Origin of the sequence: Amycolatopsis sp. NPDC004169 (assembly GCF_040610315.1) — a bacterium.
In the GTDB taxonomy this organism is placed as follows: Bacteria; Actinomycetota; Actinomycetes; order Mycobacteriales; family Pseudonocardiaceae; genus Amycolatopsis.
The window spans coordinates 503,313-524,526 of sequence record NZ_JBEXMD010000001.1 but is presented as its reverse complement, the minus strand read 5'-3'; the positions used below and the strand labels follow the sequence as shown (position 1 = coordinate 524,526).

Here is a 21,214-nt window from a genome sequence, read left to right as displayed (position 1 = left end):
CCGGCGGTCACGCCCGTCTTACGGATGGTGACCGCCGGTGATGGTCACCGGTCGAGCAGCCGCAAGCGGCCCTCCGCGAGGATGCGCTTCGTCGTCACTCGGTCGGGATAGCAGCGGGTGAACATGTTGGTGAAGTGCGTCCCGTAGTGGATGGTCTCGTCGCCGCCGGCCAGCGGGCGCACGGTCACGCCGAACGCCGGCTCGTGGAAGTAGGCCAGCGTGTACCGCTCGCGGTCCGCGAGCCGGACCTTGTGCGGCGTCGACAGCAGCCTGCCACCGGTGAGGAACTGCAGGATGTCGCCGGGGAACACGGTGAACACCGCCGGCTCGGGCTCGACGTAGTGCCAGGGCTCCTCGTCCTGGTACATCCCGGCCGTGCTCTCCTCCGGCAGCCAGTTCCGGCGGCGCGGCTCACCGGCCACCGGCGGCCGGATGAACAGCCCGCCGACGTCGTCCTGCGCCGCGATCACGAGCAGTCCGTAGTCGGTGTGGGCGCCGATCCCCCGTTCGGTGGTCGCCGACCGGGCCGGGAAGCGCAGCACGCGCATGTGGTGCCAGCCGTCGCGGGTGAGCCGGGTCAGCCGGTCGATCTCCACCCCGAGCCCGAGGGCGACCAGCTGGAGCAGCTTCTCGCCGATCCCGCCGACCTCACGGAGGTGGGCTTCCATCGCGGTCCGGTACGCCTCGTCCGGCCACGGGACCGGGCCGTGGCACGGCCACCCCTCCGAGACACGGGTGTCCGTGAGCGGGATGTCCGGGCAAACCGTGAAGATTTCGGAGTAGTCGGCTTCGCCCGCGGTCATTTCTTCGCCGGATGCGATGTAACCGCTGTAGGTCAGATCGCTGACGAACTTCGCTTTCTCCGGAAGTGATCTCGCGAAGAACCGCCGGCTTTCCGCGAGCGCTTCGCCGGTGGCACTGGCCTGCTCGGCGGTGGCGGCGACCTGGAAGATCCCGTCTTCCTCCCAGGTCCGGATCAGCTGCCTGCCCAGTATCCGGTCAACGGTCGTCCCGCTCACCGAATCGGGCAGCTCGAACGTACGCATGGTTGTTCACCTTTCGCGCGGTATCGGGAACGCTCACCACACGAAAGCCGGGAAATGCCGGTTCACAAGGATCAGCGGCCGCCGCCGACGTCCAGTACCGCGCCCGTCGTGAACGACGACGCCGCCGAGAGCAGGAACAGCACCGCCTCGGCGATTTCCGCGGGCTGCCCGGCCCGGCGCATCGGAATCTGCGGTGCGTACTTCGCCATCCGGTCCGGCAGGCCCGCGGCCGCGTGCAGGCCGGTGTGGATCATCCCCGGCCGCACGGCATTGACGCGGATCCCCTCCGCCGCGACCTCCTGGGCGAGCCCGAAGGTCAGCGTGTCCACGGCCGCCTTCGACGCCGCGTAGTGCACCCACTCGCCCGCCGAGCCGGTGCGGGCCGCCGTCGAGGAGATGTTGACGATCGCGCCGCCGTGGCCGCCGTGGCGGGTGGACATCCGGCGGACCGCCTCGCGGCAGCACAGGAACACCCCGGTGACGTTCACGTCGAGGGTGCGCCGGACGACCTCGACCTCGTAGTCCTCCAACCGGCCGGGGGTGTTGCCCACGATCGCCGCGTTGTTGACCAGGCCGGTCACCGGGCCCAGCTCGGCGGCCGCGGCGAACAGGGCGCGGACGTCGTCCTCGCTGGAGACGTCCGCGCGCACCGCCAGCCCTTGCCGGCCCGCCGCCCGCACCTGCGCGGCGACGGCTTCGGCGGGCGCGGCCTCACCCGAGAAGTTCACGACGACGTCGTGGCCGCGCGCGGCGGCCAGCGTGCAGATGGCCGCGCCGATGCCCCGGCTGCCGCCGGTGACGACGAGCGTCAAATCGCGAAGTTGGCCAGCGGCAGGTTCTCCAGAACCAGGTCCGCGCGGTCCCGCGTCTGCGAGATGAGGTCGGCGTTGCGCTGGTCGGAGCCGAGCGCGCGCTGCCGGGCTTCGACCAGCGAGCGGCCGTAGCGGCGGTGGCGCGACACGAGCCGCTCGATGCGCTCTGGCTCGTCCGGCGCCAGGAACCAGGCCTCGGTGAGCAGCGGCCGGATCGCGCTCCACGGGTCGTCCGGGAGCAGCAGGTAGTTGCCCTCGGTGATGACGAGCTGGACCTCCGGCGGCACCGCGACCGCCCCGGCGATCGGCTCCTCGATCTCGCGGCGGAACTCCGGCGCGTACACCGTTTCGCGGCCTTCGGCGAGGCGGCGGATCAGGTGGTAGTAACCCGCGGCGTCGAAGGTGTCCGGGGCGCCCTTGCGCTCGGTGCGGCCGAGCCGGCGCAGCTCGACCTGAGCGAGGTGGAAGCCGTCCATGCCGACCACCGCCGCGCGCGAGCCGAGCGCGTTGGCCAGCGCCCAGGCGAGCGTGGTCTTGCCGGACGCGGGCGCGCCCACGATCCCGAGCACGTTGCGCTGCCCGCGCACGGTCAGCCCCTCGGCCCTGGCCAGCAGGTCGTCGAACGCCGTCATGTCCTGTTCCTTCCTGCGATCGCGGTCGTCCACGACCGCGGTCCCACATGCCGCACCCGTTCGGCGGCCACCTCGTTGGCGAAGCGGATCCGGTCCGTCACCGTCCGTTCGCGGATCACGGCCACGGCGAGCGCGCCGTGCCAGACGTCGCCCGCTCCTAGTGTGTCCCGCGCTTCGACGCCCGCAACAGGCACCTCGCCCGAGCCGCCGTCCGCAGTGGACCAGCGCACCGGGCCGGGCCCCGCGGTGGTGATCACGGTGGGGACGCCGCGCTCGTGCAGGCCGGGTCCCGGCGCGCTGAAGTGCGCGGAACACGCGGCGATGTCGACCAGGGGCAGCAGGTCGTCGAGCACGGGCTTCCAGCTCCCGGCGTCGAGCACGACCGGGACGTCCCCGGCCGCGCGGGCGACCGAAAGCGCGAGGTTCGGGTGGTGGCCGTCGACGAGCACCACGTCCGCGTCGACCGTGCCGCTCCAGCCGGCTTCGGACCCGGCCGCGTTGCGGGAGACGACCGTCCGCTCGCCGTCGCGGTCGCGGACGGCGACCGCGCTCACCGGCGGCGGCGCGGTCCGGGCGGGATCGAGGTCGACGACCCGGACGCCGTGGGTTTCGAGGTCGGCGCGGGCCAGCGCCGCCAGCGGGTGCGCACCGAGGACGGTCAGCAGGGTCGCTTCAGCGCCGAGCGCGGCCGCCGTCACCGCGGCGTTCGTCGCGGGCCCACCCGCGGCGACGTCCACCTGCAGCGACTGCACCTTTTCGCCCGGCGCCGGGAGCTCCTCGACCCGCTGGACGACGTCCACCGTGCACAGACCCGCCAGCAGCACCTTCACTTCAAGCCGGCCACGTGGGTCGCCGCGGCCGCTTCTTCCACTTCGCCGTTCTCGTTGAGCCGCAGGGCACCGGTGAGCAGGCCGACGACCTGGTTCATCGAGTGCGTCTTCGGCGAGACCACCGCGACGCGCTTGCCGAGGCGGTGCACGTGGATGCGGTCGGCGATGTCGAACACGTGCGGCATGTTGTGGCTGATCAGCACCACCGGCAGGCCGCGGTCGCGGATCCGGCCGATCAGGTCGAGCACCTTGCCGGACTCGGCGACCCCCAACGCGGCGGTCGGCTCGTCCATGATCACGGCCTTGGTGCCGAACGCCGCGGCCCGTGCCACCGCGACACCCTGGCGCTGGCCACCGGAAAGCGTCTCGACGGGCTGGCTGATGGACTTGATGTTGATGCCCAGCTCGTCGAGGATCCGCTGGGCCTCGGCCCGCATGGCGCCGGTGTCGAGCTTGCGGAACAGCCCGAGCGGCCCCTTGAGCCGCTTTTCCCGGCCCAGGAACATGTTCGACGCGATGTCGAGCGCGGGCGCGACCGCGAGGTCCTGGTACACCGTCTCGATGCCGTAGTGCCGAGCGTCCAAAGGGGACTTGAAGTGGACGGTGTGACCGTCCACTTTGATCTCGCCCTCGTCCGGGATCACCGCGCCGGACAGGGCTTTGATCAGCGAGGACTTCCCGGCACCGTTGTCCCCGACCACGGCGAGCACCTCGCCGGGCAGCAGGTCGAAGTCGGCGCCGTCGATGGCGGTCACCCGGCCGTAGCGCTTGACCAGGCCGCGGGCCTGGAGGATCGGTTCGGTCATGACTGCTGCTGCCTCCTCGCGATCCGGTCCACCACGACGGCGGCGATGAGCAGGGCGCCGGTGGCGAGGTCCTGGTAGTTGCCGTCGACGTTCATCTGCGTGAGGCCCGACCGCAGCACCGCCACGACCAGCGCGCCCATCAGCGTCCCGAGCACCGAGCCGCGGCCGCCGAAGAGGCTCGTCCCGCCGAGGACGACGGCGGTGATCGAGTCGAGGTTGCCGAGCTGGAACTGGTTCGGGTCGGCGTTCGGCGTCCGGCCGAGCGCCTGCCAGGCGGCGATGCCGAAGGTCAGCCCGGCCACGATGTACACCGACAGCACCGTGCGGTTGACCTTGATGCCCGACAGCCGCGCGGACTCCGGCGCGTTGCCGACCGCGTAGACGTGCTTGCCCCACGCGGTTTTCGTCAGCGCGTACCAGATGCCGAGGTACATCAGCAGCGCCAGCGTCATGCCGTAGGTGATCGGGATGCCGCCGAAGAGGTAGCGCTTGGTGCCGAGCCACTGCAGCAGCCCGTCGGTCACCGGCACGGCCTGGCCGCCCGCGATCAGCTTCGACACCGCGGTCAGCATGGTGAACGTGCCGAGCGTGATGATGAACGCCGGCAGCTTGATCCGCGTGGCGAGGCCGCCGATGAAGATGCCGACGATGATCGTCAGCACGACCCCGGCGAGCAGGGCGACGAAGCCGTTGGTCCCGGCCGCGGCGAGCTTCGCCATGATCAGCGTCGCGACGACCATCGAGGCCGCGTTGGACAGGTCGATGCCCGCGATGAGGATGACGAGCGTCTGGCCCAGCGCGAGCGTCCCGACGACCAGCGACTGCTGGACCACCGTTGACAGGTTGTCGAGGTCGAAGAAGGTGTCCGTGGCCAGCGAGAACACCACGATCGCGACGACCAGCGCGAGGGCCGGGCCGACCGCGGGGGCACGGAGGAGGAACTCGCCGAGGGATTCGCGTTCCCGGGCGTGGGTTGCGGTGACCGTCGTCATTTCTGGCCTCCCCAGCAGTTCTGCAGGCCCCAGGCGGAGTCGTGGCTTTCGATGCCGGGCAGGGGCTTGTCGGTGATCACGGCGGACCCGGTGTTCACGAACCCGGACGGCTTCTTGCCGGTCTTGGCGTACTCGACGGCGGCGAGCACCCCCTGCTCGGCCATCTTCTTCGGGAACTGCATGACGGTGGCGGCGAACTGGCCGTCCTTGACGTTCTGGACGCCTTCGCAACCGCCGTCGATCGAGCCCATGACGATCTGCCCGGTCAGCCCGCGGGCCTTCAGCGCCGCGTACGCGCCACGGCCCATCGGCTCGTTCATCGAGTAGACGGCGTTGATGTCGGTGCTGCGCTGCAGCAGGTTCTCCATGCCCTGCTGGGCGAGGCTCTGGTCGCCGTTGGCAGCGGTGTGGCCCTTGATCTCCGGCGAGCCGTCGGTCAGCCCGATGCCCTTGAGGAACCCGCCGTGGCGCTGGGTGTCGACCGTGCTGCCGGCGGTCCCGTCGACCATCAGCAGCTTGGGCGGGGTGCCGTTCAGCGCGGCTTTGACGTAGGCGCCCTGCTGCTCGCCTGCCGCGAAGTTGTCGGTGGCGAAGGTGGCGTCGACCGCGTCCGCCGGTTCGGTGGCGGTGTCGAGGGCGATGACCAGGACGCCGGCGTCACGGGCGTCCTTGATCGCCTTGAGCACGCCGGTGGACGAGCTCGGCGTGATGAGGATCGTGTTCGCACCCTGCTGACGCAGGTTTTCGATGGCGCGGACCTGGCCGTCGTTGTCGCCGTCGAACTGGCCGGCGAGCGCGCTGAAGTCGGCGCCGTTGGCCTGCGCGGCCGCTCTGGCCGCGTTGCGGAGTTCCACGAAGTAGGGGTTGGTGTCGGTCTTGGTGACCAGGCCGACCTTCGCCTTGCCGCTCCCGCCCGTGTTGGTGTTGCCGCCCCAGTGGCGCTCGACCGTGCACCCGGTCGTCGCGGCGAGGACGGCGGCCAGCGTCAGCGCGGTGAGACTTCGCTGTCTCATGGGTTCCCAGCCTTTGTTTCGTGTCGAGGCTTGCCGATGGTCGGGAAGGTAGACAGACTGCTCCCTGCGCGCAAGCGTTTGCGCAAACGCTTGCCGGAAAGGACGGGTATGGACCGGTCGAAGTCTTCGCGGCCGACGCAGCGGGACATCGCCGAGCTCGCGGGCGTGTCGATCACGACCGTCTCGCACGTGGTGAACGGGACGCGCGCGGTCGCGGAGGACACCAAGGCGGCGGTGCTGCGGGCGATCGAGGCCACCGGCTACACCGGCGACGCCATCGCGCGCTCACTGGTCACGGGCGGGACGCGGTCGATCGGGATGGCGATCTCGCTGGTGGCGAACCCCTACTTCGCGACGCTGATGCAGGCGATCGAGCGGGAGGCCTCCGCGCACGGCTACACCGTCCTGCTGGCCGACACGCACGACGCGGCGGACACGGAGCGTGACACCGTGCGGGCGCTGCGCTCCCGTCGCGTCGACGGCCTCCTCATCACCCCGGCGCCGGGCGACGGCCCGGTGATCAGCGAGCTGGTGTCCCTCGACGTGCCGACGGTGCTGATCGACCGGCTGGCCACCCGCACCGACGTCGACCAGGTCGGCTCGGAGAACATCCAGGCGACCTCGGCGCTGACCGCGCACCTGGCCACGCTCGGGCACCGGCGGATCGGGATGATCAGCGGCGTGCCCGGCCTGTCGACCAGCGAGGAGCGCGTGCTCGGCTACCGGCTGGGGCTCGGCCGGTCCGGGCTGACCTGGGCGTCCGACCTCGTGGCCTGCGGGAACTCCTCGCGCGAGGGCGGCGTGCTGGCGTTGAGCACGCTGCTCGCGCTGCCCGAGCCGCCGACCGCGCTGGTGGTCGGGAACGACAGCATGATGGTCGGCGTGCTGCACGAGGCGCGGCGGCGCGGGCTGCGGATCGGGCGTGACCTGCCGGTGGTGGTCTACGACGACGTCGAGTGGGCGGACCTGGTCGACCCGCCGCTGACCACGATGGCCCAGCCGATCGAGGAGATCGGCCGGCAGGCGGTGCGGCTGCTGCTGGCCCGGATCAACGACCCGTCCCGCAAGGCCGAAACGGTGCGGTTGGCACCCACTCTGCGTCACCGTGAGTCCTGCGGCTGCCCACCGGTTCACTCACTTCAGTGAATCTGGGTTCCTGATACCTCGACGGTGGCGCTCAGCGGATACCTTTCGGCTGAGCGTCTGCGAGGGCTTATGACCGCACTTTCGCCGGACCTCCGGTTGTGGGACCCCCCGGTCACCTACCGGATCGGCGTCGCGATGGGTGTGAACGCGCACCCGTACTCGGGTGAGCTGCTGCGCGCGGTCCGGGCGGCCGCGGCGCAGGCGGGCTGCGACGTCGTGCTGGCGGACACCGAAGACACGGTGGGCGAAGAGGCGGCGGTGGTGCGCGCGCTGCGCGCGGACCTGGTGGACGGCGTGCTGCTGGTCCCGTCGGCCGGCGACGAAGCGGTGGTCAACGGCCTGGTGCGGATGGGCGTGCCGACGGTGCTGCTGGACCGGGTGGCGGCCCGCAACGACGTCGACCAGGTGGGCACGGAGAACGTGCACGCGATGGCCTCACTGGTCCGGCACCTGACCGACCGGCGGCACCGCAAGATCGGCTTCGTGTCGGGCGACGAGGGCCTGGAGGTCAGCCGCGAGCGCATCCGCGGCTACCGGCTCGGGCTGGAGCAGGCGGGCCTGAGGTTCAACCGCGAGCTGGTGGAGTGCGGGTTTTCCAACGCGGGCGGCGCAACCCGAGCCACGGCCAAGCTCCTGGACGGCTGGCCCTCGCCGACGGCCCTGGTGGTGGCGGACGAGTCGATGCTGGTGGGCGTCCAGTACGAGGCCCACCGCCGAGGCATCCGCATCGGTTCGGAGCTGGCGGTGGTGGGCTACGGCGACATGGACTGGGCCCGCCGCGTGAGCCCAGCGGTGACGACGCTGGTCCAGCCGATCGCGGACTTGGGTCGCCGAGCGGTCCAGCTGCTGATGTCCCGCATGGCGGACCCGGACCGCCCACCGGAGTCGGTGTGGCTGACCCCGAAGTTCCTGCACGGCGCGTCCTGTGGCTGTTGAGCGCTGAGCGGATCAATGGCGCTCGCCACGCTCTGACTCGAGCGAGGTATTCAACGCGGAGTCGCTACGCCTCGGCGCCTTGACGGTGAACTTGCCGATCTTGACCAGGATGGGCCGGTCGTACCGGTAGCTGAGCCATACCAGGATGATCAGGGTGAGGCAGGGGAAGGCCAGAGCGAGCATGAACAAGTCTTCCTCCGAGGAGGCTGATGCGGCCTGGTACGGGGCAAGCCCCGGGACAGAAGACTTCGTCGGCTGCGAGCGTAGCCGACCCAGCGGATTCCACGGAAGTCCGCAGCGCGTCGCGGCAGGCCAACCGTCGACTGGTGGGCCGGCCGTCGTCTCACTCCAGCGTGGCCGCCGCCTCCAGGAGCATCCAGCCGCCCACCTGGACCGACATGTCCCGCTCCGGCGCGTCCTCCGGTAGCGGCCAAGGCGCCGGGCGGCCCCACTCCGCGCTGAACAACGGCCCCTCCGGTGCGGCGAAAGCGCCCGACCAGCACGCCTCCGCCGACTTCAGCACCAGCGACCGGGCCACCGAAGCCTCCGGGCCCGGCAACGAGACCGCTGCCAACGCCAAGTACCGCGCCAGGATCGCCGCGAACAGGCCGCCGTCGCCTCCTCCCTGGCCGCGGATGACACCCGATGGGGCAAGGTGCTCCGCCACCGCCCGCACCGTTCGAGCCGATTCGTCCACTAAGGACAGCTCAAGGCAAGCGCCGAGATACACCCCCTGGCAGTACGTGAAAATGTGCTTCACCAGCTCGCCAGTGTCCGCCCGGATCCCGTCCCAGACCAAACCGGACGATGGAGCGACCAATGTGGACGTCAGCCACGAAGTCAGCTCACGAGCGCGGGAAAGATTCCCGGCGCGGGCGTGGAAGATCGCCGCCGGGCCGTTGGCCGGGGTGTTCTTGAAGTCGTCGCCTCGGCGCCACCAGATGCCGCCTCCGGTCGCCGGTGTCCAGCCCGACAGCAGTTGGGTGTCGATCGCCGCCAGCGCCGGTCCGACGTCGATGCCCAGTGACGAAACCCGTTGCAGCGCAAGGCCGAGCCACGCGATGTCGTCGTAGTAGTCGTTCGTCCAGCGGCCGAAGTTGCGCAACCGCACCGAACGCACGAAAGACCTGATCAATGCCAGCCGGGACGCCGACGAAGAGCGCAGCTGGGCGTCGACCAGCGTGTCCAGCAGGTGCGCCTGCCACCAGTAGTTCCAGTGCCAGTGCAGCCGCTGGTCCACCGCCGCCGGCCAGCGGCTGCGGCCCAGTGCCGTTCCGGGCAGGCTCCACAGCCGCCGCAGGTGGCGCGAAGTCACCGCGTGTTCCGCGGCCGAGACGTCCATGACGCAATCGTGCCTTGCCCATCCACATACCGCTCGGTATGTTCGGTGGTCATGACGACGGCCAACGTCACCTGCCCGCTGTGCGAAGCCACCTGCGGCCTGGAAGTGACGCTCGACGCGAACCAGCAGGTCACGCGCGTCCAAGGTGACGAGCAGGACGTCTTCTCCCGGGGCTACATCTGCCCCAAGGGCGCGTCGCTCGGCGCGCTGCACCACGACCCCGACCGGCTGACCGCCCCGCTGCTCAAGCGCGACGGCGAGTTCGTCGAGGTCAGCTGGCAGGAGGCGTACGACGAGATCGCCCGCCGCCTCCCGCCGATCCTCGAGCAGCACGGCCGGGACGCCGTTGCGGTGTACGCGGGCAACCCCGGCGTGCACAACATCGCCCTCACGCTCTACGGCCGGGTGCTCTACAAAGCGTTGGGCACGAAGAACTTCTACAGCGCCACGTCCGTCGACCAGCTGCCGAAGCACTACTCCGCCGGCACGATGTTCGGCGACCCGCTCGCCATCCCGGTGCCCGACCTCGACCGGACGCGGCACCTGCTGATCCTCGGCGCCAACCCGCTCGTCTCCAACGGCAGCCTGATGACCGCCCCGGACATCCGCGGCCGGCTGCGCGGGATCCGCGAGCGCGGCGGCAAGATCGTCGTCGTCGACCCGCGCCGCACGCGCACGGCCGCGTTCGCCGACGAGCACCACGCCATCCGCCCCGGCACCGACGCGCTACTGCTGTTCGCCCTGGTCAACGTCCTGTTCGCGGAAAACCTGGTCGCCCCCGGGCGCCTCGCGGAGCACCTCAACGGCCTCGACGACGTCCGTGCGCTGGCCGAGCCGTTCACCCCGGAGGCCGTCGCCCCGCGCACCGGCATCGACGCCGGCGAGATCCGCCGGATGGCACGGGAGCTGACCTCGGACAACGCCGTGGTCTACGGCCGGATCGGCACCACGACGCAGGCGTTCGGCACCATCGCGAGCTGGCTGGTCGACGTCCTCAACGTGCTCACCGGCCACCTCGACAGCCCCGGCGGCGCGATGTTCCCGCTGGCCGCGTGCCAGCCGACCGGGAACCGGCGCCCGTTCGCGGTCGGGCGCTGGCGCAGCCGCGTGCGCGGCCTGCCCGAGGTGGTCGGCGAACTGCCGGTCGCGACGCTCGCCGACGAGATCGAAACCCCGGGCGAAGGCCAGGTCCGCGCGCTGATCACGGTCAGCGGCAACCCCTGCCTCAGCACGCCGAACGCCGGACGGCTGGCCGCCGCCCTCGAAAGCCTCGACTTCATGATCTCGGTGGACGTCTACCTCAACGAGACGTCCCGCCACGCCGACGTCATCCTGCCCGGGCCGTCGCCGCTCGAGCGGCCGCACTTCGACCTGGCCTTCTACCAGCTGTCCATCCGCAACATCGCCAACTGGACACCCGCGACGCTGCCGTCGGCGCTGCCGCAGGAGTGGGAGACCATGCTGCGGCTGACCGGCATCGTCGCCGGTCAGGGCCCCGAGGCCGACGTCGCGGCGCTCGACGACTTCGTCGCCGGGGAGACCGCGCGGCGCAACGGGCTCGACGTCGCGGTGGCCGGCGAGCGCACCGGGCCCGCGCGGCTGGTCGACCTGCTGCTGCGCGCCGGGCCGTACGACGTCACGCTGGCCGACCTCGAAGCGGCGCCGCACGGGATGGACTTCGGGCCGCTGCAGCCGCGGATCCCCGAGGTGCTGTGCACCGCGTCCGGCCGGATCGAGCTCGCCCCCGAGCCGGTCGTCGCGGACGTTCCGCGGTTGCGGGAAGAACTCGCGAAGGACGCCGAAGAAGGGCTGGTGCTGATCGGACGGCGGCACCTGAGCTCGAACAACTCGTGGATGCACAACCTCGCCCCGCTGGTCCGCGGCGGCAACCGGTGCACGGTCCAGGTCCACCCCGCCGACGCAACCCGCCTCGGCCTCACCGACGGCGGCCTCGCTTCGGTGACGTCCCGCGCCGGGAAACTGCAGGTCCCGGTGGAGGTGACGGACGAGATCCGCCCGGGCGTGGTCAGCATCCCGCACGGCTGGGGCCACGACGTCGACGGCGCCCGGACGCGGGTGGCGCGCGCGAACCCCGGGGTCAACTCGAACCTGGTCGCCGACGAGACGCTGCTGGACGTTCCGTCCGGAACGTCGGTGTTGAACGGCATTCCGGTCGAGGTCACCCCCGTCTGACCCTTGACGCTTCGGGGGCGGTCGAGGATTCTCGACCCGGCATGTTTACGTGAACATCGGAGTTCGCATGGCCCGTCTTCGTCTCTGCCTGCTCGTCCTCCTGCTCGTTCCCCTCGTCGCCCTCCCGCCGGGCGCGGCCGCCGCCACGAACGGTTTCCGCGGCGTCAACTGGGCGGACGCCCGCGACAACTACGTCGACGGCTGGGTGATCCCGACCGGCCTCACCGCCGGGGACAGCTACGACAGCGTCCGCGGCAAGGCCGACGGCATCATCACCGGCTTCCAGCAGAAGCTCGGCGCGAACACCGTGCGGCTGCCGATCAACCCGCAGAGCGTCAACTCGGACTGGTGGGGGCGGTACAAGGGCGCCGCCGACTCGGCCCTGTCCCACGGCATGAAGGTCATCTTCGGCTACTGGGAGGCGAACAAGGACGGCTTCATCGACGACCCGAACGCCTGGAACAGCATGTGGGACAAGGTCACCAGCGACTACGGCGGCAACGGCAACGTGTACTTCGAGCCGATGAACGAACCGTTCGGCTACAGCCTCAACGACTGGGTGTCACTCTGCTTGACCTGGCTGTCCCGGCACTCGAACATCCCCCGCGGCCGGGTGCTGATCAGCGGCACCGGCTACAACGACAACGTGACGGGTGTCGGCGCGGCGAGCGCGTTGACCGGCACGCTCCTGTCCTTGCACTTCTACGGCTTCTGGGCTTCGGACACGACCCGCGCCGCGTGGACCACGAACCTCGGCAACCGGCTCGGCTCGTACTCCTCCCGCACGATCATCGACGAAGCCGGCGCCCCGATGACGACCGGCCTGGACTACTCGGCCGGGCACCAGGACGGCAACAACTTCACCGCCTACTTCGCCGCCACCACGGACCTGGCGCGGTCACGGCAGATCGGCATCGTCTACTGGCCCGGCCTGCGCTCCGGCGACACCTACTCGATCACCCGGCAGAGCGGCAGCGGCCTGGAGACCACCAACGCGTCCGGCGTCGTCCAGCTGCGCTGGGGCTGGGGCCTCTAGCTCACCAAGCGCGGCCGAGATCGGCGTGCTGCCGGATCCAGGTGTGCATGACGATCCCGGCCGCGACCCCGGCGTTGATCGAGCGGGTCGTGCCGAACTGGGCGATCGACACCACCAGCGAGGCCGCTTCCTGCGCCGGCGTGGACAGGCCGGGGCCCTCCTGGCCGAACAGCAAGACGCTCTCGCGTGGGATCTCCGCCGTCTCGACCGGCTGGGAGCCCGGCGTGTTGTCCACCCCGACGACGGCGAGCCCGCGCTCGGCCGCGAAGGCGACCAGCGTCGCGACGTCGTCGTGGTGGCGCAGGTGCTGGTAGCGGTCGGTCACCATCGCGCCGCGGCGGTTCCAGCGGCGGCGGCCGACGATGTGCACCTCGGCCGCGGCGAACGCGTTGGCCGTGCGGACCACGGTGCCGATGTTGTGGTCGTGCTGGAAGTTCTCGATGGCCACGTGGAACGGGTGCCGCCGGCTGTCCACATCGGACACGATGGCCTCGCGGCGCCAGTAGCGGTAGGCGTCGACGACGTTGCGGCGGTCGCCCTCGCGCAGCAGCTCGGGGTCGTACCGCTCGTCGGTGGGCCACGCACCCGGCCACGGGCCGACGCCGACCTCTTCGCGGCTCACCCACTCGGTGGGACCCGGGATGGAATTCACCCGGCGATTGTCGCTCAGCCCAGGTGGACCGGGCGCACGTGGGTTTCCTCGTCGTGGCGGTGGCGCCACCGGTGGTAGACGCCGACGTAGGAGTACGCGACCAGCACGACCGCGATGATCCCGATCGCCGGCAGCCACGACTGCGGGAAGACCGTGCCGTAGAGGTAGTAGGCGTTGAACCCGCCGGGCAGGTCGCCGAGGCCCTGCTGGTGCCGGAAGAAGTTCTCCAGCGCGGTGAGCGGGCACGGCACCGGCGTCACGTTCACCAGCACCCCCCAGGCGGCGGCGAACATGTGGACGAAGATCAGCTTGGGCCAGCGCCAGGCGACGAAGCCCCCCAGCCCGATGAGCAGCAGGGCCAGGATGTGCACCACGACGGTCACGTCGGCCAGGAACTTCGCCATCGCACCCCCCTCCACCGATCCCCCTACCAGCGACTTTACTCCGCTAAGCGGATTCGGCCGCCCTCAAGAGTGCCCCAGCCTGTGATTTTTAACCCAGCGGAGCAACCCTTCACCTCGGCGGTGACGGAGGGGTTACCCCGGGTGGGAACTCGGGCGGGCGCTTCGGCGGGTACTCGGTCGGCTGCTCGTGCGGGTACTGGTCGGGCCCACCGTCCGGCTTCGTCCGGTTCGGGTCGACGGGGCGCTTCGGTTCCGGCGGCTCCTCCATACCCCGACGGTACGCCCGGACCACCCCCGGAGCAGCCGGATTTCACTGAACGCGATCGCTGGTCACCGGCTCCTCGTCACCCGCGATGTGGACGTCGGTGACGTTGATGTTCACCTCGACCACCTCCAGCCCGGTCATCTGCTCGATGGCCGTCACCACGTTGCGGCGCACCGAGCGGGCCAGCTCCGCGATGGCCACGCCGTACTCGACGAGTACCTGCAGGTCCACCGCCGCCTGCTTCTCGCCGACCTCGACCGACACGCCCTGGCCGACGCTGGCCGACGCGCCGGGGATGCGGTCGCGGAGGGCGCCGAACGCGCGGGCCGCGCCGCCGCCGAGGTCGTGCACGCCGGGGACCTCGCGGGCGGCCAGGCCGGCGATCTTCTGCACCACGGTGTCGGCGATGGTCGTCGTGCCCTGCTTGGTGACGAGGGCGGTTTCGGTGGTCTTCTCGGCCGTCGCGGTCATGTTTCCTCCCTGGATGTCCTGCGGGACAAGGCTTTCGCCTTGTTCGTAGCTATGGACACAAAGGACTGGAAACCGTCATTGTGACGTGGGTCTCCCGAACGCCGCGCCGTCGAGGTCGGTGACCTCCAGCTGCAGCCGTGCGTTCGACCACGCCGTGCCCGCCAGCACCGGGCGCACCGCTTCGGCCGCCCGGTCCAGCAGCGGCGGGATCGGCAGCCGGGTGGCGATCAGCCGGATCCGGACCACGTCCGGGCCGAGGTCCACCGCGAAACCGTCCCAGCCCCGCGGCAACGACGGGGTCGCCGGACGCAGGCCGGGCACCGCCGCGAGGGCGCCGACGATCTTCTCGACGGCTTCGTCGGCGGTCACCGGGCTTCCGGCTCGATGTCCAGGATGGACACGGAAACCTCGTCGACCACCAGGCCGGTCTGCTCGGCCACGAACCGCGTCACCGCGCGCTGGACCGCCCGGCCGACCGCCGCCGCCTGGTCGGCCCCGGCGGTGACCAGGTCGACCTGGACCGTCACCCGGCCGTCGGCGGTGCGGACCCGGACGCCGTCCGACGGCGCCGGGTCGAGCCCCTTCCAGCGCTGGCGGGCCGCGCGCGTCCACGCCGTCACCAGGCCGCGCAGGCCCGGCTCGAGACGCACCACACCCGGCGTCGTGATCGCCGCCCTGGCCGCCACGCTGGCGATCACCGGATCGGCGATGACGTAGTCGACACTCATTCCCCTGGCTCCCCGGCAGTGTCTTCCTCGAAGATGTCCTCGACCAGCAGGTCCACCTTGGCCGGCGTCAGGCCCACCCGGGCCGCGGCCGCCGCGGTCACCCGCTCCCGCACCTTCGCCAACGCGGCTCCGCCCGCGACGTTCCGCAGGCTCACCGCGAGGGTGAGTTCGACCTCGATCCCGCCGGGCACGGTCCGCACCCGGCAGCGCCGCGCGCGGATGCCGTCGACCGTGTCGGCCGCGTACCGCAGCACCACCGCGACCGCCTGTTCGCTGATCTCGACGAACCCCGGTTCGGGGGACGGCAGCCGCACCATCGAGCCGCGCCGCACCTCGGCCCGGACCGCGGACATGATCCGGCCGAACAGGTCCGCCGACGGCACGTCCTCCTCGGCCGCGAGCTCGGAAGTGGCCTCCCGCAACGCCAGCAGGCTCTCGCGCGCGGCCCGGCAGTGCGGGCAGGTCAGTTCGTGTTCGTCGGCCAGCCCGGCGCCGACCGCGTCGAGCCGCTCCCACACCTGCTCGACATCGCGTTCGCAAGGCAGCTCGTAGTCCGTCATCGCCATGGCTTCATCACCTCCGCCAGCTGGGCACGGGCGCGCGCGATCCGGCCGCGGACGGCGGTCGCGTTCGCACCGACGGTTTCGCCGATCTCCTCGTAGGACCGGCCGTGCACTTCACGCAGCAGCCAGCACGCCCGCTGTTCGGGCGTCAGCTGCGCCAGTGCCGCGTTCAACGCTGCGAGCTGGCTGCTCACCTGGACGGCCCGCTCCGGCTGCAGGTCGGTCCGCGGCGACTCGGCGGTGTCGAGGTCGACGTCGGCCTGCGGCCTGCGCGCCCGGATCGCGTTGAGGCAGCGGTTCGTGGTGGCCCGGTAGAGCCAGCCGACGAACGCGGCGTCCTCGGTGAGCTGGCCGAGCTTGCGCCAGGCGTTGAGGAACACCTCCTGCACGACGTCCTCGGCGTCGCCGCGGTGGGCGAGCATCTTGACCGCGAGCCGGAACATCGGGCCCTGGTAGCGCAGCACCAGCTGCTCGTAGGCCCGGACGTCACCGTCCCGCGCGCGGCTGACGAGCGTCTCGTCGTCGAGCGGCGTAGTCGTCGTCACGGCACCTCCTCCCAGGGAGGACACCGGCGGGCGGAAAAGGTCACGCAGTGATTCTGGGTGACGATCGTCACCGGGGCGAATCCACCGATCCGCCCCGGTGGCCGGTCAGTCCAGGCCCAGGTCGTCCTTGCCGAGGATGTACCGGTACTCCAGGCCTTCCTTCTCGATCGCCTCGCGCGCGCCCGTGTCGCGGTCGACCACCGTCACCACGCCGATCACGTTCGCGCCCGCCTCGCGCAGGGCCGCGACCGCCTCCAGCACGCTGCCGCCCGTGGTGGACGTGTCCTCGACCGCCAGCACACGCTGGCCGCGGACCTCCATGCCCTCGATGCGCCGCTGCATGCCGTGCTGCTTGACCGACTTCCGCACGACGAACGCGTCGAGCACGACGCCGTCGGAGGCCGCCGAGTGCAGCATCGCCAGCGCCACCGGGTCCGCGCCGAGGGTCAGGCCGCCGGCCGCCACGTAGTCCCAGTCCGCCGTCAGCTGGCGCAGGAGCTTGCCGATCAGCGGCGCGGCCGCGTGGTGCAACGTCGCCCGCCGGAGGTCGATGTAGTAGTCGGCTTCCTTGCCGGACGCCAGTGTCACTTTTCCGTGCACCACGGAAAGATCGGTGACCAGCCTGGCCAGTTCGAGTTTCGCCGCTTGATCCAACCCGGGGTTCGCCACGGCCGTGAGTCTTACACACGGCCGGGCTCACTCACCGACGGATGTGGCATCGACCGCACGCCCGCGGGTGGCGGCCCAGGCCGGGACCAGGATCGCCGTGAGCGCGAGCACCACGGCGATGGCGAGCACGGCCAGGTAGATCGTCACCGGGCCCGACGGCAGCACCGATCCGGTGACCACCAGGCAGAAGGGCACGATCGCCCCGGCCGCGACGAGCGTGCCGAGCAGCACCGCGATGGTCGCGATCAGGCCGCCTTCGACGCCGGCCATGCGCAGCACCTGACCGCGGGTGAAGCCGCTCAGCCGCTGCACCCCGAACTCGCGGCGCCGCCGCGCGGTGGCCGTGACCAGCGTGTTCACCACGGAGATCACCGTGTAGGCGAGGATCATCCCGACGAGCAGGTAGTTGACCCAGGCGCCGACCTCGTTGCCCTTCGCGTGCGCCGCGATCAGCGTCTCCCGGTCGCCGACGAGCACCGGCAGCCCGGCGGTCGCCTCGCGCAGGCGGGCGGTCAGCGTCGCACTGTCGACCCCGGCTTCGGCGCGGACCAGCAGCTGCGGCGCGAGGCCGAGCGTGGTGTGCGGGGCCAGCAGGTCCGCGGGCAGCACGAGCCGTTCGAACCCGGGGCGCTGGTTGACGACGGCGGTCACCCGCACGTCCACCGGCGTCCCGTCGCCGAGCTTCAGGGACAGCGTGTCGCCGACGTGGTGGCCGAGCGTCGAAGGCACCTCGACGGTGTTGCCGGTCAGCTCGCTGACGCCCAGCGCGGGCCGGCCGTCGTCGTGCTGGCCGGAGTCGAACGGCTTCTCGACGAACACCGTGCTGGTGACGTACTCGGACGCGCCGGCGACGCCCGGTACCGCGCGCACCCGGCCGAGGACCGCCGGGTCGAGGCCGCCCGGCCCGGCGACCACGGCGTCCGCGCGCAGGTCCTCGGTGTAGGCCTGGTTCGACGCGGCTTCCTGGGTGGTCTGCAGGTAGATGTTGGCGGTCGCGATGCCGACCGCGAGCATGATCGGGGTGACCGCGCCGGCCGCCCGGACCGCGCCGACGCGGGTGTTGCGCAGCGCCACCTTGCCGTTGACCCCGGTCAGCGCCTCCACCGGCCAGCGCAGCAAAACGGCCATCAGCTTCGTCACGCCGGGGCTGATCGCCGCCAGGCCGAACGCCCACAGCATCACCGCCGGTCCGGCCGTGCTGGCCGCGACCGGGCCGGTCATCACCGCGACCGTCACGATCGCGAGCGCGGTCCCGCCGCCGAAGCAGAGGATGGCGGTGACCAGCCGGATCGGCGTGAGCCAGCGCCGCTCGACGGCGGCTTCGGCGAGCGCCTCGGCCGGGCGGATCCGCGAGGCCCGCCGTCCCGCCACGAAGGCGGCACCGACGACGGCCAGCAGCGACGCGCCGGCCGCGACCACGGCCGGGACCCAGCCCTGCTCGAACCGCAGCACGTCGGGCACGACGTCGTGGTCCACGAGCTGCCCGAACAGCCACCGCGCGAGCACCGGACCGAGCGCCACCGCGGCGCCGACGGCGAGCAGCGCGACGACCAGGGCCTCGCCGAGCACCATCCGCCGCAGCTGGCGCGGGGTCGTGCCGACCGCGCGCAGCAACGCGAGCTCGCGCTGGCGCTGCTGCGTCGACAGCGTCAGCGTGCCAGCCACGACGAACACCATGACCAGCGCCGACAGCCCGCCCGAGACGGCCGCCAGCACGATCAGGTTCTCGCCGCTCTTGCCCGTCTCCGGGAACTCGAAGGCGCCGCGGTCGACGCCGGTCGCCACGACACCGGCGTCCCCCACCGCCGCGGTCACCGCGGCCACGTCGCCGCCGAAGACGCCGATGGTGTCGAAGCGGCCCGGGTGCCCGGACAGCCGTTCGGCGTCCGAAGGCGCGAAGAACACCGCCGCGTCCCGCATGGCCTGCGGTGCCTGGGCGATCCCGGAGATCCGGAACGGGCTGACGGTGCCGTGCGCGGCGATCGGCAGCGTGTCCCCGACGGCGAGCCCGAGCCCGGCGTCGACGACGGCTTCGCCCGGTTTCGGGGCGGCGCCCTGCAGCGTGTACGGCGTCAGCACGGCGGAATCCCACGCGTGCCCGAGCGCGCTCGCCTGCCCGGCCAGTACCGGGAAGCTGTACTCGCCGACGACGTCCGTGACGCCGGGAACCGCGCGCAGGCGCCCGGCCAGGCCGGCGTCGAGCCGGACGCGCTCGGGCAGGGTCGCGTTCTCGAACTTGTGCTTCTCCTCGGGCTCCAGGGCCGCCGGGTCGTCCTTCGGCAGCTTGAGCGTCTGCTGGCCGCCGACCACGATCGGCGCCGCGGCCAGCCGCTGCACCGGCGTCTCGGACCGGATGCCGGTCTCCATCAGGCCACCGCACGCCGAGACGACCAGCGCGCCGAAGAACACGGCGACGAACGTCGCCAGGAAGCCGCCCTTGCGCAGGCGGAGGGTCCGCAGTGCGAGCCGGTACATCAGGCCGCCACCCGGCCCCAGGCACCCAGGTGGGTCATCCGCTCGGCGACGGCTTCCGCGGTCGGCCGCGCGAGCCGCCCGGCGATCCGGCCGTCGGCCAGGAACACGACGTCGTCGGCGTAGGAGGCGGCGACCGGGTCGTGCGTCACCATGATGATCGTCTGGCCCGAGGAGCGGACGGAGTCGCGCAGCAGGCCGAGGACCTCGGCGGCGGTCCGGGTGTCGAGGGCGCCGGTCGGCTCGTCGGCGAACAGCACGGCGGGGTTGGTGACCAGGGCCCGCGCGATCGCGACGCGCTGCTGCTGGCCGCCGGACAGCTGGCCCGGCAGGTGCCGGCGGCGCCCGTCGAGACCGACGTGCGTCAGGATCCGTTCCACCAGCCGCTTGTCCGCGCGCTTGCCGGCCAGCTGCAGCGGCAGCACGACGTTCTGCTCGACCGTCAGCGCCGGGAGCAGGTTGAACGACTGGAAGACGAAGCCGACGCGGTCGCGCCGCAGCTTCGTCAGGTGGGTCTCGTTCTTGCCGTCGAGGTCCTGGCCGTCCAGTACCACCCGGCCGGACGTGGGCCGGTCGAGACCGGCCGCGCAGTGCAGGAAGGTGCTCTTGCCCGAGCCGGACGGGCCCATCACCGCGGTGAACCCGCCGCGCGGGAACCCGATCGAAACCCCGTCCAGCGCCACCACGCCGTCGCCGTACTCCTTGCGCACGGCCTCCAGCCGGACCGCGTCGGCTGCCTCGTTCCACCCAGTTGTCATGGGGAAAACGCTAGTGAGCGCGCCCCCGGACCACCCTGGTGCGCGCGTGCGTCTCGCGGGTGGGGACAGCCCTACTTCAGGTGCGGCCGCGGCCGCCGCTGATCCGGCGCAGCACCGCGCGCGGCAGCAGGCCGCCGATCGCGACGACGGCCTTGTACTGCAGGCTCGGCACCGAGATCACCTTGCCGCGGCGCAGGTCCGCGAGCGCCTCGCCGACCACCTGTTCGACACCCAGCCAGGCGATTTTCGGGCCGGCTTTGCCGATGCCGGCCCGCTGGTGGAACTCGGTCGCGGTGAAACCGGGGCAGAGCGCCATCATCCGGACACTCTTCGGCAAGGACGCGGCAATGCCTTCGGTGAAGGAGGTGACCCAGTTCTTGCTGGCCGTGTACGTCGAACCGCGGCCGCTGAAGAAGCCGGCAACGCTGCTGACCTGGATGATTTCGCCGTGACCGCGCTCGATCATGCCCGGCAGGACGGCCCGGGTGAGGCGCAGGACGGCGGTGACGTTGACGTCGAGCTGGCGCTGCAGCGCGTCCGGCGGGATGGTCCAGAAGTCGCCGCTCAGGCCGAAGCCGGCGTTGTTCACCAGCAGGTCGACCGGACCGGCGGCGAGCCGTTCTTCGACCGCCGTTCGTCCGTCCACTTCGGACAGATCGGCGGGCAGCACCTCGACCGCGACGCCGTGCTTTTCCCGCAGCTCAGCGGCGTAGGACTCCAGTCGCCCGGCATCGCGGGCGACGAGCACCAGGTCGTACTTTTCGGCGGCGAGCCGACGCGCGAACTCCGCGCCGATGCCCGCCGTGGCGCCGGTTATGAGGGCGGTGGTGGTCATGTGGGTGAACATACTCGCTGGTCACGGGTGGACGTGCGTTCGATTCGGAGGGGAAGTATCGTCCGCCG

24 protein-coding genes are annotated in these 21,214 nt (G+C 71.5%); 4 read left to right on the top strand and 20 right to left on the bottom strand.

Going from position 1 to position 21,214, the window contains the following annotated elements; all coding sequences use genetic code 11:
- Window positions 1-44: 44 nt before the first annotated feature.
- The 7 genes from ABZX11_RS02535 to ABZX11_RS02505 form a co-directional block, all read right to left on the bottom strand.
- Window positions 45-1,046, bottom strand: coding sequence for a 2OG-Fe(II) oxygenase family protein (locus ABZX11_RS02535; RefSeq protein WP_354909137.1), 1,002 nt, complete (start codon window positions 1,044-1,046; stop codon window positions 45-47).
- 71 nt (window positions 1,047-1,117) lie between these two features.
- Window positions 1,118-1,858 (bottom strand): SDR family oxidoreductase, encoded by a 741-nt coding sequence (locus ABZX11_RS02530; protein ID WP_354909133.1) that lies wholly within the window; start codon window positions 1,856-1,858, stop codon window positions 1,118-1,120.
- On the bottom strand, window positions 1,855-2,490 hold the full coding sequence (locus tag ABZX11_RS02525; RefSeq protein ID WP_043787338.1) for a nucleoside/nucleotide kinase family protein: 636 nt from the start codon (window positions 2,488-2,490) through the stop codon (window positions 1,855-1,857). The genes ABZX11_RS02530 and ABZX11_RS02525 overlap by 4 nt, the downstream gene beginning before the upstream one ends.
- Window positions 2,487-3,314 (bottom strand): PfkB family carbohydrate kinase, encoded by an 828-nt coding sequence (locus ABZX11_RS02520; protein ID WP_354909222.1) that lies wholly within the window; start codon window positions 3,312-3,314, stop codon window positions 2,487-2,489. The genes ABZX11_RS02525 and ABZX11_RS02520 overlap by 4 nt, the downstream gene beginning before the upstream one ends.
- A gap of 2 nt (window positions 3,315-3,316) precedes the next feature.
- Window positions 3,317-4,126, bottom strand: coding sequence for an ATP-binding cassette domain-containing protein (locus tag ABZX11_RS02515; protein ID WP_176174046.1), 810 nt, complete (start codon window positions 4,124-4,126; stop codon window positions 3,317-3,319).
- Complete coding sequence (locus ABZX11_RS02510) at window positions 4,123-5,118, bottom strand: ABC transporter permease (protein WP_176174045.1); 996 nt, start codon at window positions 5,116-5,118, stop codon at window positions 4,123-4,125. The genes ABZX11_RS02515 and ABZX11_RS02510 overlap by 4 nt, the downstream gene beginning before the upstream one ends.
- Window positions 5,115-6,131, bottom strand: coding sequence for a substrate-binding domain-containing protein (locus ABZX11_RS02505; protein ID WP_176174044.1), 1,017 nt, complete (start codon window positions 6,129-6,131; stop codon window positions 5,115-5,117). Before ABZX11_RS02505 ends, ABZX11_RS02510 begins: the two co-directional genes overlap by 4 nt.
- Window positions 6,132-6,239: 108 nt before the next feature.
- Between ABZX11_RS02505 and ABZX11_RS02500 the strand changes: the two genes are divergently transcribed.
- Both ABZX11_RS02500 and ABZX11_RS02495 read left to right on the top strand, forming a co-directional pair.
- Entirely contained in the window at window positions 6,240-7,277 is a 1,038-nt protein-coding gene (locus ABZX11_RS02500; RefSeq protein WP_176174043.1) for a LacI family DNA-binding transcriptional regulator, read from the top strand.
- A gap of 69 nt (window positions 7,278-7,346) precedes the next feature.
- Complete coding sequence (locus ABZX11_RS02495) at window positions 7,347-8,213, top strand: substrate-binding domain-containing protein (protein WP_176174042.1); 867 nt, start codon at window positions 7,347-7,349, stop codon at window positions 8,211-8,213.
- A 12-nt stretch (window positions 8,214-8,225) separates the two neighbouring features.
- Here the strand turns inward: ABZX11_RS02495 and ABZX11_RS02490 are convergent, their stop codons facing one another.
- The gene (locus tag ABZX11_RS02490) at window positions 8,226-8,396 is read right to left on the bottom strand and encodes a hypothetical protein (RefSeq protein WP_354909128.1); all 171 of its coding nucleotides are present in this window, start codon (window positions 8,394-8,396) and stop codon (window positions 8,226-8,228) included.
- 160 nt (window positions 8,397-8,556) lie between these two features.
- The gene (locus tag ABZX11_RS02485) at window positions 8,557-9,555 is read right to left on the bottom strand and encodes a glycoside hydrolase family 76 protein (protein ID WP_354909125.1); all 999 of its coding nucleotides are present in this window, start codon (window positions 9,553-9,555) and stop codon (window positions 8,557-8,559) included.
- 51 nt (window positions 9,556-9,606) lie between these two features.
- On the opposite strand from ABZX11_RS02485, the gene ABZX11_RS02480 reads away from it, so the two are divergent.
- Window positions 9,607-11,748 carry a molybdopterin-dependent oxidoreductase gene (locus ABZX11_RS02480; RefSeq protein WP_176174040.1) on the top strand — a complete coding sequence of 714 codons (2,142 nt, stop codon included), beginning with the start codon at window positions 9,607-9,609 and terminating at the stop codon, window positions 11,746-11,748.
- Window positions 11,749-11,815: 67 nt separating this feature from the next.
- Window positions 11,816-12,784: a cellulase family glycosylhydrolase gene (locus tag ABZX11_RS02475; RefSeq protein ID WP_354909122.1), complete on the top strand. Its 969-nt coding sequence runs from the start codon at window positions 11,816-11,818 to the stop codon at window positions 12,782-12,784.
- 1 nt (window position 12,785) lies between these two features.
- On the opposite strand, the gene ABZX11_RS02470 is transcribed toward ABZX11_RS02475, so the two are convergent.
- From ABZX11_RS02470 to ABZX11_RS02420, 11 genes are all read right to left on the bottom strand, one after another.
- On the bottom strand, window positions 12,786-13,436 hold the full coding sequence (locus tag ABZX11_RS02470; protein WP_176174038.1) for an RNA methyltransferase: 651 nt from the start codon (window positions 13,434-13,436) through the stop codon (window positions 12,786-12,788).
- Window positions 13,437-13,450: 14 nt separating this feature from the next.
- Entirely contained in the window at window positions 13,451-13,840 is a 390-nt protein-coding gene (locus ABZX11_RS02465; RefSeq protein ID WP_176174037.1) for a DUF2784 domain-containing protein, read from the bottom strand.
- Between the two features lie 310 nt (window positions 13,841-14,150).
- The gene (locus tag ABZX11_RS02460) at window positions 14,151-14,576 is read right to left on the bottom strand and encodes an Asp23/Gls24 family envelope stress response protein (RefSeq protein ID WP_176174036.1); all 426 of its coding nucleotides are present in this window, start codon (window positions 14,574-14,576) and stop codon (window positions 14,151-14,153) included.
- A 75-nt stretch (window positions 14,577-14,651) separates the two neighbouring features.
- A complete protein-coding gene (locus tag ABZX11_RS02455; RefSeq protein ID WP_176174035.1) occupies window positions 14,652-14,945 on the bottom strand; it encodes a hypothetical protein in 294 nt (97 codons plus the stop codon).
- Window positions 14,942-15,304, bottom strand: coding sequence for an Asp23/Gls24 family envelope stress response protein (locus tag ABZX11_RS02450; RefSeq protein ID WP_176174034.1), 363 nt, complete (start codon window positions 15,302-15,304; stop codon window positions 14,942-14,944). The genes ABZX11_RS02455 and ABZX11_RS02450 overlap by 4 nt, the downstream gene beginning before the upstream one ends.
- A complete protein-coding gene (locus ABZX11_RS02445; protein WP_176174033.1) occupies window positions 15,301-15,870 on the bottom strand; it encodes an Asp23/Gls24 family envelope stress response protein in 570 nt (189 codons plus the stop codon). Before ABZX11_RS02445 ends, ABZX11_RS02450 begins: the two co-directional genes overlap by 4 nt.
- Complete coding sequence (locus ABZX11_RS02440; protein ID WP_176174032.1) at window positions 15,861-16,412, bottom strand: sigma-70 family RNA polymerase sigma factor; 552 nt, start codon at window positions 16,410-16,412, stop codon at window positions 15,861-15,863. The genes ABZX11_RS02445 and ABZX11_RS02440 overlap by 10 nt, the downstream gene beginning before the upstream one ends.
- Window positions 16,413-16,517: 105 nt before the next feature.
- Window positions 16,518-17,081 (bottom strand): orotate phosphoribosyltransferase, encoded by a 564-nt coding sequence (gene pyrE / locus ABZX11_RS02435; protein WP_176174031.1) that lies wholly within the window; start codon window positions 17,079-17,081, stop codon window positions 16,518-16,520.
- A gap of 27 nt (window positions 17,082-17,108) precedes the next feature.
- Window positions 17,109-19,556, bottom strand: a complete 2,448-nt coding sequence (locus tag ABZX11_RS02430) for an ABC transporter permease (protein ID WP_354909117.1) — start codon at window positions 19,554-19,556, stop codon at window positions 17,109-17,111.
- A complete protein-coding gene (locus ABZX11_RS02425; protein WP_176174029.1) occupies window positions 19,556-20,311 on the bottom strand; it encodes an ABC transporter ATP-binding protein in 756 nt (251 codons plus the stop codon). Before ABZX11_RS02425 ends, ABZX11_RS02430 begins: the two co-directional genes overlap by 1 nt.
- A gap of 76 nt (window positions 20,312-20,387) precedes the next feature.
- Window positions 20,388-21,146: an SDR family oxidoreductase gene (locus ABZX11_RS02420; RefSeq protein ID WP_354909115.1), complete on the bottom strand. Its 759-nt coding sequence runs from the start codon at window positions 21,144-21,146 to the stop codon at window positions 20,388-20,390.
- Window positions 21,147-21,214: the final 68 nt, after the last annotated feature.

Bases quoted from the DNA above. Each gene is read 5' to 3' on its own strand.
- ABZX11_RS02535 (WP_354909137.1), bottom strand. From the start codon at position 1,046: ATGCGTACGTTCGAGCTGCCCGATTCGGTGAGCGGGACGACCGTTGAC.
- ABZX11_RS02525 (WP_043787338.1), bottom strand. From the start codon at position 2,490: ATGACGGCGTTCGACGACCTGCTGGCCAGGGCCGAGGGGCTGACCGTG.
- ABZX11_RS02515 (WP_176174046.1), bottom strand. From the start codon at position 4,126: ATGACCGAACCGATCCTCCAGGCCCGCGGCCTGGTCAAGCGCTACGGC.
- ABZX11_RS02510 (WP_176174045.1), bottom strand. From the start codon at position 5,118: ATGACGACGGTCACCGCAACCCACGCCCGGGAACGCGAATCCCTCGGC.
- ABZX11_RS02505 (WP_176174044.1), bottom strand. From the start codon at position 6,131: ATGAGACAGCGAAGTCTCACCGCGCTGACGCTGGCCGCCGTCCTCGCC.
- ABZX11_RS02500 (WP_176174043.1), top strand. From the start codon at position 6,240: ATGGACCGGTCGAAGTCTTCGCGGCCGACGCAGCGGGACATCGCCGAG.
- ABZX11_RS02495 (WP_176174042.1), top strand. From the start codon at position 7,347: ATGACCGCACTTTCGCCGGACCTCCGGTTGTGGGACCCCCCGGTCACC.
- ABZX11_RS02490 (WP_354909128.1), bottom strand. From the start codon at position 8,396: ATGCTCGCTCTGGCCTTCCCCTGCCTCACCCTGATCATCCTGGTATGG.
- ABZX11_RS02485 (WP_354909125.1), bottom strand. From the start codon at position 9,555: ATGGACGTCTCGGCCGCGGAACACGCGGTGACTTCGCGCCACCTGCGG.
- ABZX11_RS02480 (WP_176174040.1), top strand. From the start codon at position 9,607: ATGACGACGGCCAACGTCACCTGCCCGCTGTGCGAAGCCACCTGCGGC.
- ABZX11_RS02475 (WP_354909122.1), top strand. From the start codon at position 11,816: ATGGCCCGTCTTCGTCTCTGCCTGCTCGTCCTCCTGCTCGTTCCCCTC.
- ABZX11_RS02465 (WP_176174037.1), bottom strand. From the start codon at position 13,840: ATGGCGAAGTTCCTGGCCGACGTGACCGTCGTGGTGCACATCCTGGCC.
- ABZX11_RS02460 (WP_176174036.1), bottom strand. From the start codon at position 14,576: ATGACCGCGACGGCCGAGAAGACCACCGAAACCGCCCTCGTCACCAAG.
- ABZX11_RS02450 (WP_176174034.1), bottom strand. From the start codon at position 15,304: ATGAGTGTCGACTACGTCATCGCCGATCCGGTGATCGCCAGCGTGGCG.
- ABZX11_RS02445 (WP_176174033.1), bottom strand. From the start codon at position 15,870: ATGGCGATGACGGACTACGAGCTGCCTTGCGAACGCGATGTCGAGCAG.
- ABZX11_RS02430 (WP_354909117.1), bottom strand. From the start codon at position 19,556: ATGTACCGGCTCGCACTGCGGACCCTCCGCCTGCGCAAGGGCGGCTTC.
- ABZX11_RS02425 (WP_176174029.1), bottom strand. From the start codon at position 20,311: ATGACAACTGGGTGGAACGAGGCAGCCGACGCGGTCCGGCTGGAGGCC.
- ABZX11_RS02420 (WP_354909115.1), bottom strand. From the start codon at position 21,146: ATGACCACCACCGCCCTCATAACCGGCGCCACGGCGGGCATCGGCGCG.